The organism is Natrinema sp. 74 (assembly GCF_046097095.1).
GTDB lineage: Archaea > Halobacteriota > Halobacteria > Halobacteriales > Natrialbaceae > Natrinema.
Map to the genome: position 1 here is coordinate 173,723 of NZ_CP175698.1, position 12,788 is coordinate 186,510.

Below are 12,788 nucleotides of genomic sequence, written 5' to 3' on the forward strand. Positions count from 1 at the left end.
TGGCCAGTTCGCATATATTCTCCCACCCGAAACGGTTCCTCGGGAGAACTGTGTTCCATATTGTCACACGGTCCGTGTCGTAGAACCCAAACGACTAAACAAGTGAAGATATTATTCATCATCGATTGCATCATGACAATGCGACGCAGACCGGTGCTCAAAGGGATCGGTGGAGCAGTGGCGGGAACCGCGCTTGCAGGCTGTATGGGGTATTTCAGCAGCAGCGGGAACAGTGCGGAGCTGTGGCACGATTTTACGGACTCGGAAAAAGAGACGTTCGACAGCCATCTGAAGAGTTTTAACGAGGAAACCGATCACAGCCTCGATGCGTCCAGCGTCTCCAATCTGCAGAAGCAATTGGAGACCGCCCTTCCCGCGGGCGATGGGCCGATGGGGTTCGTCTGGGCACACGACTGGATCGGTACCCAGCACGAAAACGGGACCCTCTACGATGCGTCTGATTCGATCGGGGTCGACATCGGTTCAACGTATTCGGAGGCGGCTGCCAATGCGGTCCAGTGGAAGGGCAACGTGTACGGCCTTCCCTACGCCGCAGAAACGGTGACGCTGATGTACAACAAGGACATGGTCGAGACACCGCCGGAGACGATCCCTGAGATGGTCGAGATCATGCAAGAGTACAACGGTGACGGCCAGTACGGCATCGGTGTGCCAGGTGATACCTATCACCTCAGTGCCTACCTACAAGGGTTTGGCGGTGTTCTCTACGACGAAGAATCCGACACGCTGGGCGTCGACGACGATTCGGTCGTCGAGGGACTCAAGCTCATCAAAGAGAGCATCTACAAGTACAGTCCGAGCGACTTGAACAAAAGCGCAAACCTCGCCGTGTTCGAGGATGAGAATGCGCCGTTCGTCATCACTGGTCCGTGGAACCTCGGCGGGTTCCGCGATAAAGGACTCAACGTCGGCGTCGCACCGTTGCCAAAGCCCGAGGGTGGCGAACCGACGCCGCTGACGGGTGTCAAGATGTGGTATCTCACGTCCCGCCTCGAGAATGCAGACGAGAGCGTCCGCGACGCGGTGATCAAGTGGGCAGAGTGGTACACCACAAACAAGGACGTCGTCGAGACCAACGCGCAGAAACACGCGATGATTCCCGTTCTCAGTGAGGTCGTCGATAGCGGAAATCTCGGCGCAGATGTCGATGCGTTCAGTAAGAGCGTGGCGATGGGGATGCCGATGCCTGCTAGCAAGAAGATGGACGCCGTCTGGGACCCGGTTCAGTCCGCGCTCGACGTGGTCCTCGGTTCGTCGGGCGATCCGCAGAAGCAACTCGAGAAAGCAGCCGAAAAGATCCGGTCCTCTTGGGAATAACTCCGTTATCAAATTTATAAAAAGATGTCTTTGGAAACATCCGAAGGTCCACTGGAACGGGTCCGTCGCAGCATCCCCTCCGACGCAAAGGACATCGGCGTGATGCTCGTCTTGCCGGGGTTGCTCCTGTTTATGCTGTTTATGATCTATCCGATTGCGTATCTCGCTTATCTATCGCTAACCGATGCGGGCAGTGCGGCGGACGTTATCGGCGGTGAGCTGTCGGTAATCGGGTTCGGAAACTATATCCAAATCTTTACCGACCCGTCGTTTTGGAACTCCCTCGGGATAACCTGGCTCTACGTCGGGACGAGTCTCGGGCTCAAACTCCTGCTTACGATCGGGTTAGCCACGCTTCTCACGCACGATCGAGTGGCTGGGAAGCGGTACATGCGAGCGCTCATTATCGTTCCGATGGGGTTCCCGCCGATCTTCACGATCTCGGTCTGGCGAGCCATGTTCAGTCCGGCTCAGTTCGGGCCGTTCAACACCTTCATTTCGATGTATAACGATATTGTGACTGGGATAGTCGGGTTTATCGACAATATCGTTTTCTTCGTGACCATCAACGCTCCCGAGCTATTTCTCATCAACGTCCCGATAAATTGGACGGGGAGCAGATGGGCCGCGTTCTCCGCATATATCGTCACCGAGACGTGGCTCGCGTATCCGTTTATGGTGATTATCATCGTCAGCGCGCTCCAAGACGTTCCGATGGAACTCCACGACGCCGCGAAAGTCGACGGCGCAGGCTATCTCACTCGGTTCCGTCACGTGACGCTCCCTGCGATCAAGGGCCCGCTAGTGTTCGCCGCGATTCTCACCGCTGCCACGTCATTCCAGAATTTCTTGATTCCGTGGGTGTTCAACGAAGGTGGACCCGGACGAAGCAACGAACTGCTCTTAGTCTACGGCTACCGAGAAGCGCTCACGTTCGATAATTACGCACTGTCATCGGCGATCATGATCGTCGCGATCGGATTTATTGGGATGTTCATGTGGTTGGCCGTCAGAAAATCGAATCTCGCAGAGGGGGTGTGAACAATGGGGAAAATATCCGACACGATAGCTGACGTCAAAGCGGGTCGACGGAGTCCGATGGATGTCGGCATCTCGGCCCTCACGACCTCGTTCGCCATCGGCGTACTCCTCGTCTTGATGTTCCCGGTCTACTGGATCATCACCGTCTCTCTGTCCGACGGGACGACGTTGATCTCCTCCAACGGGATGTTCGCCGATCCGTCCACGTACAACCTGGATTCGTTCAGGTGGGTCCTCGAGAACGAGAACTTCCGGCGGGGACTGATAAACAGCTTGTTCGTCGTTACCGTGACGGTCACCGTCACGCTAATGTTTTCGATTCCCGGGGCCTACGCGCTCTCGCGGCGCGAGTTCTTCGGGCGGCGCAAGCTCCTCTACGGCTACATCCTGTTCACCCAGATGGGTGCCGGTCTCTCGATTGCCGTGCTCATCGCGCTCTATGCGTTATTCTCGGACTTCGGACTGACTAACAACCTCCTGGTTCTCGGCCTCTTCTACGGGGCCGGTGCGATACCGTTCAACACGTGGTTGTTGAAGACCTTTATGGACAACATTCCGATCTCCTACGAGGAAGCGGCCATCGTTGACGGTGCAAGCCAGTGGCAAGTCGTCCGTGAAGTCATCCTGCCGCTCTCGAAGCCCGGGATCGCCGCTGTGTTAGTATTCGCGTGGACTGCCGGCTGGAACGAGTTCATCGTCGCACAGACGCTGATCCACGATCCCGATCTCTACCCGCTCTCGGTAGAGTTGTACGGTATTATCAGCGACCGGCGGGGAACGCCGTGGTCGCAGTTCGCCGCGTTCGCGCTCCTGTTCGCGTTACCGGTCGCGATCATCTACTTTATCGCCCAGAAGCAGGTCGAGAGCGGACTCTCCTTCGGAGGCATGGAAGGCTAAGCGTATTCGCTTTCCTCCTGTTTCGTTCGCAGTCGATCCGTCCCCGTCACCGCGCCCGTGAACGCACGGACGAGGCACCGTCGCACGACGACAACCCGACAGCGCTCAGATCGACGAGACACTACGGGGAAAGCATATACCGACGCGCTCGGATTTCACAACAGTCAGTGAAAATGTCAGAGCAGGGGGAGTCCGAACGAGCGTCCGAACGCGTCCTCTGCCCGAACTGTCCGGCAGATTATCCGACCCCGTTTTCGAGCCGCCAGATCACGTGTCGACGCTGTGGAGCCGAGTTCGTCGCGCCGGATGACGCTCGAGCACCGTGGACTGCGACGGCCGCGGACTGGAGCACCACCACCGACGGGCACAGCGCGGAAACGACATCGGAATTGCTGCGCAGTGTGGTCGTCGATCAGTTTCCGAGTATCGCGCTCGGCCTCAACACCCTCATCGTCTTGCTGTGGGCCTGCGAGATCGTCTCGTTCGAAGTGGCCGTGATGACAGTGCTGCTGGTCACGAGTGCGATCGTCTCCGAGCCTCGGTAAGGACGACACCGACGACCGTGCTCGCCACGACCTCGGCGCTGTCGTCGGGACACGAAGGAACTGGACCGGCGGTCCCGATCGCGTCGCTCGAACTGTCGCTGTCGCTGTCAGCGCCGGACTTCGAGAACGACTGCCGTTTCGACGGCGACCGACGGACGCACCTCGCCGCCGGCTTCGTCGAGTACGTCCGTCCCGGTCAGGAGGTCGGCCCCATCGACGAGTTCGTCGAGCGCTACCGTCGCCGTCCCATCGCCGAAGTGAAGCGCCACGACGACGCGGCGACCGCTCGCCGGGTCCGTACGAGCGAACGCGACCGCGGCGTCGGTATCGGCCTCGTACGGGATGCGCTCGAGCCGTGCAGCGGACTGGAGGGCCGGATGTGACTTTCGAAGCTCGATCAGTCGCCGATAGTACTCGAGCAGGGCATCGTCGAACGAACCCCAGTTCATCGGATCGCGCCGTCCTGTCAGGCCGGTCTCCTGCCCGTAGTAGAGCATCGGCGAGCCGGGAAGGGTACACGTCGCAGCGCCGGCTGCCAGTTGTGCGTCGCGACCGTATTCGGTGAGATACCGATCGGTGTCGTGGTTTTCGACGTACAGCAACCACTCGGAGTCCGGATGGGCTCCGCGCCGGGTTCGCTGCTCGACCGCCTCGAGAATCGCATCGGCGGTCGTCGTGTCCAGATCGGCCGCCGAATCCGTAAACTCGTCCGCAACCGCATCGACCTCTTCGTCGGTCGTTGCCGTCTCGACGCCCGATGCGTCCCCGTCGTCGCCCGTAATCGACTCGCCCAACCGCTCAAGCGTGTCGTGGAGGACGTCGTCGTGGTGCATGTGGAACCGACCGCCACCCATCTCGACGTCGGAGGGGAGGGTTTCGTCTAACAGGAAGAAGTCGCTGTTCGCGCCGCACACGCGATCGTACACTTCGGTCCAGAAGCTCAGGGGGACGCCCCAGGCGACGTCTGCTCGAAAGCCGTCGACCTTGTCCGCCCAGAAGTCGACGACCTCGAGCAGATACTCCCGAACCGCTGGATTGCCGTAATTCAGATTCGGGATCCCGTCCCAGCCGAAGTAGGTGTCCGCGTCCCGCTCATCGAACTCCTCCCAGCGATACCAGTCGCGGAATCGATCGTGGTCGGGGTGTGTCTCGTCGACGGCGGCCTCGTAGAACGGATGCGTGTCCGCGGTGTGGTTGATCACGAGGTCGAAGACGACCCTGATATCCCGCTCGTGGCATGCGTGGACGAGCGCTTCGACGTCGGCTATCGTCCCGAGGTCCGGATCGACGCTGAAGTAGTCCGTCGTGTTGTACCCGTGTGGTCCGCCGAGCTCCATCGGCGTCCCGAATCCGCTCTCGGCCTCGAGAAACGGCGTCAGCCAGAGGACGTCGATCCCGAGGCCCTCGAGGTGGTCGAGTCGGTCCGCAATCGTCTCGAACGTGGGATCGTCCTGGTCGGGGAACCGCCGCGTGAAGATTTCGTATACGACCGCGTCGACGGCCCACTCCGGCGGTTCGAACGGTCGTTCGACGCGGACGGATGGGTTCCCCGTCCGATCGTCGGGAACGAGGTCGATCGCGTCCGGGACCGAGTGGCGGTCGTCCACGGCGACGGCGTAGACGCGGATCGGTTCGTCGATCGCATCGAGCGGAATGGTGTCGTCCTCGAGCACGTCCTCGTTTCGATCGTCGACGTAGAACTCGACGCCGGGATCGCCGTCGCCGACGACGGTCGCGGTCGCCGAGAGGTGAACCGTCTGCTCGTCGACCGTCGCGTCGAGTTCGACCTGCGGTCGTGGCGCGTCGTCGTCCGCCTCGGGAAACGCGCGGACCGTCACTTCGTGCGTTCCATCGGGCGCCTCGAGCGCGAGGGTGTGCTCGCCCGGAACGTCGGGTTCGAACGCGGCGACCGGCCCGTCGGTCGGTGTCGCGGTCGAGCCGTCGGGTGCCTCGCGCACGTCCCAGGTGTACGCGGCATCGCCGTCCGGGTTCCACGGCGCGAGATCGTCGCGCGTCTCCATCTCGTTCCCGTTCGGGTCGACGATCCCTTCGCCGACCGTGACGAACCGCGGTGGGCCGGGATGGTGCGAGCCGTCTCCGCTCTCGAACGGGCGATCGGAGTCGGTTCCGCTGTCGTCCGCGGATACCCGTCGCCGATTTCCTCCCGCTCCCCCGTCAGGAGCGAGTAGTCGATGGGGTCGTCGGTCCATATCACCCCTTTTCGCTCCTGAAAGTAAATCTGTGGTGTACTAGTTCATCACGACTGGGCGTAGTCGTCGACGGACGGCTTCGGTAAACTGCGGAAGTGCGCCGACTCGATGCCTTACGCTTCGTCGAAGAGCTCCTCGCCCTCGACCATGTGTTCCTCGACGGCGTCCATGTCCAGCGTAACCCCGAGCCCGGGCTCCTCGGGAACCTCGATGTAGCCGTCTTCGATGACGTCTTCCTCGACCAGCTCCGCCCACCAGCCGAGTTCGTAGGAGTGGTACTCCACGGCGAGTGCGTTCGAGAGTGACGCGCCGACGTGGGCGCTGGCGACCGTCGCGACCGGCGATGCGACGTTGTGCATCGCGACCGGCACGTAGTACATGTCGGCGAGGTTGGCGATCTTGGCCGTCTCGCGCATTCCGCCGACCTTGGGCATGTCCGGCGCGATGATGTCGACGGCCTGCTCCTCGAGCAGGCGACGCTGCCCGTGTTTCCGGTAGACGTTCTCGCCGACGGTGATCGGCGTCGACGTCGACTGCGTGATCGTCCGCTGGACATCGTGGTTCTCCGGCGGAACGGGATCTTCGAGCCACCAGACGTCGTATTCCTCGAGTCGTTTCGCGAGCCGTTTCGCGCTGCCTCCCGAGAAGGTCCAGTGGCAGTCGAAGGCGACGTCGGCCCGCGAGCCGACGCGTTCGGTGACCGCCTCGACGATGTCGGCCTTGTGCTCGATTTCGGGCTCGCGGAGGTGGCGGTTCGCGCGGTCTTTCTCGTGGCCGCTTGGCACGTCGAGGTCGAACTTCAGCGCGTCGTAGCCCAGATCCTCGACGACGCGTTCGGCCTCGTCCGCACAGGCGTCTGGGTCTGCCTCCGCTTCGGTGTGGCAATCGCAGTAGACCCGCACCTCGTCGCGGTACTTCCCGCCGAGGAGCTGATAGGCCGGTACCTCGAGTATCTTCCCGGCCAGATCGTGCAGCGCGACCTCGATGCCGGAGATCGCGGTGACGGTGACACCGCCGATCGAGCCCTCGCCGGACATCTTCTGGACGAGGTGTTCGGTCAGTCGGTCGATATCGAGCGGGTTCTCTCCCTGGAGGAAGGGTGTCATCCGCTCGATCAGTTCGGGCGTGCCGGCCCCCCAGTAGGCCTCACCGGTGCCGGTGATCCCCGCGTCGGTGTAGATCCGCACGAGCGTCCACGGGAAGTTGCCGTCGACCATCGTCGTCTGGATGTCGGTGATCTCGACGTCCCGGCCCTGTCCGCGATCGCGCGTGACCCCCATCGTCTCCGCAGAGAGGTCTCGCATCGTGTACTCGGCGTTCGGGTCGTGCAACTGCGAGTAGTCGACTCCCATAGATTGAAATTCACTCCAGAGATAGTAATAGTTTCCACCTTCCGCTGGCAAGGTGACGACGTCGATTCCGATCGACGAGTCGAGACTGAGCGCAATGAACCCGCTGCTTGCAAGCGACGCCGTCGCCTTGCGAGCGAGCACCGTCGACCGCGGGGCTCTCAGACCCGCTCGAGTTCGTCGCCGACCTCCTCGAGACCGACGTCCAGCGCTGCCGTCGCGGCGAACGCGGCCCGCTTTTCCGCAGTCCGCCGGGCGATCGCCTGCGGGCCGACGGCGAACTCGATCCGAGTCACGCCTTCGGCGGGGCTCGAGCGGCCGAGCACCGTCACGGGACCGATTTCGCGCGTGTTCCGGACGTGGGTGCCGGCACAGGCCCTGGTGTCCCACGGCTCCGTTTTCCCGTTCGTTCCAGGGAGGCGATTTCCGTTTCCGCTATCGTTCTCGGCCTCGATGGAAACGAGACGAACGCGGCCCTTCTCGACGGCGGCCTCGTTGGCGTCCGGCTCGAAGCGAACGTCGTCGCGCTCGCGCGCCTCGGCGACCGGCACGTCGTCCCACGAGACCGGTCGGGACTCCCAGACCACGCGGTTGACCGTCTCGTCCAGTTCGATCAGCGTCTCGTCGTCGATCGGAGCATCCGTCTCGAGGTCGACGCGGACCGTCTTCGGGCCGATCTCGAGGCCAGTGCTGGACGAGTCCTCGAGCACCTGGCTCGCGGCCCCGGCGAGGACGTGACTGGCGGTGTGGGCTCGCATGCAGTGCATGCGAAACGACCAGTCGACGGCACACAGCGCGCGATGGCCCACCTTGAACGACGGTTCGTCGGCCAGGACGTGGACTCCCTCGCCGTCGACCAGTTCGACGTCAGCCACCTCAATATCGGCGATCGTCCCGCGATCGGCCGGCTGACCACCGCTTGCACCGAAGAAGTGACTGCGCTCGAGCCAGACCCGTCGGCCGTCGATCGACGTCACTTCGGTCTCGAACCGCGTCGCGTACGGCTCAGCCGCTGCCCGTTGCCCGGTCATCGGTTGGTCTCTGTCGTGCGCCAATAAAAGTCTGCCCGCCGAGATAGTCACGAAATCCGAAGACTGATCGAGAGCGCGTTACTCCGCGAGGGTCACGTCGAGGCGCTCCTCGAGCGCCGCGATCAGTCCACCGCCGACACCGGCCTGCGTGGCACGGCCCTGTTCGACTGCGAGAATGTCCTTCTCGGGCACGCCGAGTTCGTCGGCGAGTTCCTCGCGCTGGAGGCCGGCCTCCCGTCGGGCTTCGACGAGCGCCTCGCCGTAGTCAGAGACGAGATACGGGAGCGGATCGTCGTCGTAGTTCGTCCCCTCGCTCTCCCAGTGCTCGGAGTCGCCGTCCCAGACCGGGTTCGCCTTCGCGACGTTCTGGGCCGCCTTCTGTGTGCGGCTCGGCTCGTCGTCTGTCCCGCCGCTCGAGTTCGAGCCCTGTCCGCTCCCCCCGCTCCGATTGCGGTCTCGGCCGTGAGTCTGAGAATCGTCGTGTGGCGCACAGTCCGGACAGACCTCGAGTTCCGCGCCGGCGACCGACGCGAGCCTGAGCGAGTCGCTCTCGGCACCGCAGAGTTCGCAGTTCGTCCCGCCGCCGCCGCCGGACGAACCGGTCGAGTATTTGGCCATGCGACACGTTGGCCGCTGGCGCATTTTAACCGTTCGGTACGGCGAGTTTCGGACGCTGTAGCCGGCAGCGGCCGCTCGAGGATGAAAACGTGTCTCCGGACTTAGCGGCCGAAGTGCTTTCGGATCGTCGTCCGCAGCGGGAGCGCCAGCCCGCCGATCAGTGGGACGATCACGAACGCGGCGATGTCGACGGGCAGCGAGGCCGCGCCGGCCGCGGCAGCACCGAAGCCGGCCGCCGGCGCAAGGACCGGTACCACGTACAGGTACGACGGCTGCCAGCCGGGCAGCCGCCGCGTGTGGCGGACGATCACGCCGAACAGGAACGGCATGAGGACCGTCCCCGCGAGCAGCGGACCGCCGACCAGCGTCGTCGTCGCCCCCAGTGCGAGCGCGACGACGATCGTCTCGTTGATCGTTACGGCCCCCCACGTGTCCTCTCGGCGGACGGCGCGGGCGACGAGCAGGGCACCCGACGCGAGCGCGACGACGCCCGCCAACGCGGCGTACCACAGCGTCGGCTCGAGCGGCGGCGTCACGAACTCGACGCCGCTTACGAACGCCGTGGTCGTCTCGATCCCGTGGCGGCCCTCCGTCAGCAGCGTCGGGACCTCCGAGCCACCCGCCGCACGGACGGCGGCCCAGAGCGAGCCGAGCGCGCCCCGATTTGCGAGCGCGAAGTGGCCGAGGCCGGCGGCGTAGACGACCACCGACAGCCAGATTAACGGGGGCGAGAAGTTCTGTCGTCGCCACCAGCGAACGAGGGGGTTGTCGGCCGTCCGCGAGCGAGACCGGGAGCTAGATCGCGTTCCGGTTCCGCGGCTCCTGGTGTCGGTCGAACCCGACCTCGTCGAATCGCTCGCACCGGCGGTCCCGGTCCCCGTTCCGGCCGCGCTCGAGGCACCGGCGGCCCCGGTCGACGCGCCACCGGTACCCGATGCCGTTCCGCTCGCGCCGGCCGTCGTTGACGAGCGGCTCGCGGTCGTCCCGCCCGCGCCGGCCGTCGCTCCGGCCGAGCTAGCGGTCGCGGAGCCGGCCGTCGCCGACGCGGTCGCCGAGGCTGCGTCGGACTCCGAGTAACTCAGTTCCGTTCCGTCCTGTTTCTCGTCGTCATCGTCGCTCTTCCAGACGTCGGGCGAGGGCAGGCCGCTGGTCCGCTTGGCGACGTACTCCTCGTGGCCGAGCCGGTCGTAGGCCTGGCGCTCGACCGGATCGCCGAGGATATCGTAGGCCGTCTTGACCGCGGTGAACTGGGCCTGCGCGCGGTCGTCGTCGTTCAGATCCGGGTGGTAGACCCGGACCTGTTCGCGGTAGGCGTCTTTGATCTCGTCCTGAGAGGCGTCGGAGGGAATCTCGAGAAGGTCGTAAAAATCCTCTGTCATATGAGCGTGAGACGGTGTAGTCTGTGACGGGATTGTCGGGGAGGGGTTATAATTTCAGTGTTCTTTCCGGTCGGTTCGATTACCCTCGTGACTCGAGGTACGAGTACGTTGTGGCCGTCGCCGACCGCTGCGGGCGGTTACGAGAAATCGGCAAGCGAGGACTGGCCGGCCGACGGCCCGCCGCGAGTCGGGTCCGCGTCGGCATCGCCCGACTCCGGTTCCAGGTCGGTGTCCGACTCGGTTGCGGCCGTCCCATCCTCGAGTCCGGAATCGGAATCATGGCCGCTCTCGTCGGTCCCCCAGCCCTCGAGACTTGCCTGATCGGCGGCCGCGAACTCGAGGTTGGCGACGCGGACGCCGAGTTTGCGGACGGGTTCGGTCTCGAACTCGGCGAACAGATCGCGAGCGATCCGGTCGACCAACTCAGGGTCGTCGACCGGGCCGGACAGCGACCGTTCGCGCGTATTGACGTCGTAGGGCGGCGTGACCGCCTTGACGCCGATGGTCCGATACAGCGCGCCCTCGCGCCGTGCGCGATCCGCGACGGCCGCCGCGAGCGTCTCGATCAACTCGTACTTCGGATCAGGCGCTTCGACGGGCTTGGCGAACGCCGACTCCCGGGAGAAGCTCTTGGGGTCGCCCTTCGGCTCGACCCGGCGGTCGTCCTCGCCGCGTGCGCGAGAGTACAACTCCCGGCCGCGCTCGCCGAAGCGCTCGACCAGCGGTTCGGGATCGGCCGCCGCCACGTCGCCTGCAGTCTTGAGGCCCATCTCCCGGAGTTCGCGGGCTGTCACGGGGCCGACGCCGTGGAGCAGATCGACCTCGAGCGGGGCCAGAAAGTCGCGGAGTTCGCCGGGTTCGACGACGGTCAGTCCGTCGGGTTTGTCGAAGTCGCTGGCGATCTTCGCGGCGCTCATCGTCGGCGCGACGCCGACGCTGACGGTCACGCCGACCTCCCGGCGGATGCGGTCCTTGATGTGGCGGGCGAAGCCGTCGGCGACCTCCCAGGCGGTCCGCTCGGTCACGTCGAGGTAGGCCTCGTCGATGCTCACCTCGCGGACCACGTCCGCGCAGTCGTGGAGGATCTCGCGGACGTCGGCCGCGACCGACTCGTAGTAGTCCATGTCGACGGGCCGGTAGTAGCCGGTCGCAGCGCGCTCGAGGTCCGTATCGGCGATCTCGCCGTTCTCGTCGGCCGCACGTCTCGGGAGGCGCTCGAGGGCCGTCGAGATGGCCTGTGCGCTCTCGACGCCGAACTCGCGGGCCTCGTAGCTGGCGGTGGCGACCGCGCCGATCGTTTCGCCTTCTTCGTAGCCCATGCCGACGACGAGGGGCTCACCGCGGAGGTCGGGCTCGCGAAGCCGCTCGCAGGAGGCGTAGAAGCAGTCGGCGTCGACGTGGCAGACGATCCGGTCCTCGTCGTCCTCGCCTTCGACGCCCGGTAGCCGCGGCCCGTCGGACATTCGTCTATCGGTCGATTCGTCCGAACCGACGTGAACGTTGCGCCCCTGTGCGGTGTCCGATCGGTGACGGCTCTCCGGGCGGCGACCGGCCGACGCCGCTTTCGACGGCGACGACTACAGTTCGTACGCCATCATCACTTCGTCGACGTACTCGCCGTCGATCGTGTAGTGGTCCTTGCGGATCGCCTCGGTGTTCCACCCGTGTGTGGTCAGGAACTCGAGCGCGGTATCGTTGACCACGGGGACGCTGTTGTACAGTTTCCGGTAGCCGTTCGCTTCGGCCCACTCGATCCCGCGCTGTAAGAGCGTGCTCCCGATTCCGTGGCCCCGATAGGCCTCGCGGACGCCGACCGTCTGCCGGGCGACCTCTCGCACCGGATCGAGCTGGTGAAGATCGAGGTGGGTCCAGCCAACGACTTCGCCGTCGACGGTCGCGACGAAAAATCGACGCGATTCCACCGCGTTATGTCTGGTGACCGCGTTTTCGTACAGTAGTTGCTCGGCGATCGTCTCGGCGACGACGTAGGTCTCTTCGGACGTAACGTCCCGGATCGTCTCGACGAGCCCGTCGAAGTCACGCTGGCGAGCGGGACGAACGGTCAGGGTGAATTCGTCCAACTCGTGCTTTTCGATAGCCCCGAACTCGAGCGCCACTCGGAGCGTCCCGCCGTCCTCCTCGAGGTAGCCGTCCGATTTGAGTTCCTCGAGACGCGTTCGAAACTCCTCGGTGGGCAGGGAGACGACGTCCAAGAGCTTGTGGCGTTCGGCGGTTCCGTGTCGCTCGACGTACTCGTACATGCGTTTGTTGACGTCCGAGGAAAACGCTGGCCGTTCTCTCGCGTCCATACTGACGGTATGGACTACGTTCGCTTATCCTTGTCCATCGTTGGCATGACACGTATGGTGGTTCGACGCCG

General features: G+C 64.1%; 11 protein-coding genes. 4 read left to right on the forward strand and 7 right to left on the reverse strand.

Translation table 11 applies throughout. The annotated features are described in order from the left end of the window. Window positions 1–138: 138 nt before the first annotated feature. The 4 genes from ACJ70B_RS00870 to ACJ70B_RS00885 all read left to right on the forward strand — a co-directional run bounded on the left by ACJ70B_RS00870 (window position 139) and on the right by ACJ70B_RS00885 (window position 3,821). A complete protein-coding gene (locus tag ACJ70B_RS00870; RefSeq protein ID WP_408958533.1) occupies window positions 139–1,338 on the forward strand; it encodes an extracellular solute-binding protein in 1,200 nt (399 codons plus the stop codon). A 24-nt stretch (window positions 1,339–1,362) separates the two neighbouring features. Beyond that, window positions 1,363–2,379, forward strand: a complete 1,017-nt coding sequence (locus tag ACJ70B_RS00875) for a carbohydrate ABC transporter permease (RefSeq protein WP_408958534.1) — start codon at window positions 1,363–1,365, stop codon at window positions 2,377–2,379. Between the two features lie 3 nt (window positions 2,380–2,382). Continuing rightward, window positions 2,383–3,276 (forward strand): sugar ABC transporter permease, encoded by an 894-nt coding sequence (locus tag ACJ70B_RS00880; RefSeq protein WP_408958535.1) that lies wholly within the window; start codon window positions 2,383–2,385, stop codon window positions 3,274–3,276. A gap of 167 nt (window positions 3,277–3,443) precedes the next feature. Beyond that, window positions 3,444–3,821, forward strand: a complete 378-nt coding sequence (locus tag ACJ70B_RS00885) for a hypothetical protein (protein ID WP_408958536.1) — start codon at window positions 3,444–3,446, stop codon at window positions 3,819–3,821. 107 nt (window positions 3,822–3,928) lie between these two features. Here the strand turns inward: ACJ70B_RS00885 and ACJ70B_RS00890 are convergent, their stop codons facing one another. The 7 genes from ACJ70B_RS00890 to ACJ70B_RS00920 form a co-directional block, all read right to left on the reverse strand. Continuing rightward, a complete protein-coding gene (locus ACJ70B_RS00890; RefSeq protein ID WP_408958537.1) occupies window positions 3,929–6,031 on the reverse strand; it encodes an alpha-amylase family glycosyl hydrolase in 2,103 nt (700 codons plus the stop codon). A 113-nt stretch (window positions 6,032–6,144) separates the two neighbouring features. Then, on the reverse strand, window positions 6,145–7,383 hold the full coding sequence (locus tag ACJ70B_RS00895) for a mandelate racemase/muconate lactonizing enzyme family protein (protein ID WP_408958538.1): 1,239 nt from the start codon (window positions 7,381–7,383) through the stop codon (window positions 6,145–6,147). A gap of 158 nt (window positions 7,384–7,541) precedes the next feature. Then, window positions 7,542–8,411, reverse strand: a complete 870-nt coding sequence (locus tag ACJ70B_RS00900; RefSeq protein ID WP_408958539.1) for an alanyl-tRNA editing protein — start codon at window positions 8,409–8,411, stop codon at window positions 7,542–7,544. A gap of 78 nt (window positions 8,412–8,489) precedes the next feature. Continuing rightward, entirely contained in the window at window positions 8,490–9,029 is a 540-nt protein-coding gene (locus tag ACJ70B_RS00905) for a multiprotein-bridging factor 1 family protein (protein WP_408958540.1), read from the reverse strand. A gap of 101 nt (window positions 9,030–9,130) precedes the next feature. Next, window positions 9,131–10,408 carry a J domain-containing protein gene (locus ACJ70B_RS00910; RefSeq protein ID WP_408958541.1) on the reverse strand — a complete coding sequence of 426 codons (1,278 nt, stop codon included), beginning with the start codon at window positions 10,406–10,408 and terminating at the stop codon, window positions 9,131–9,133. Window positions 10,409–10,545: 137 nt separating this feature from the next. Further along, on the reverse strand, window positions 10,546–11,871 hold the full coding sequence (locus ACJ70B_RS00915) for a DNA polymerase IV (RefSeq protein WP_408958542.1): 1,326 nt from the start codon (window positions 11,869–11,871) through the stop codon (window positions 10,546–10,548). 114 nt (window positions 11,872–11,985) lie between these two features. Further along, on the reverse strand, window positions 11,986–12,717 hold the full coding sequence (locus ACJ70B_RS00920; protein WP_408958543.1) for an N-acetyltransferase family protein: 732 nt from the start codon (window positions 12,715–12,717) through the stop codon (window positions 11,986–11,988). Window positions 12,718–12,788: the final 71 nt, after the last annotated feature.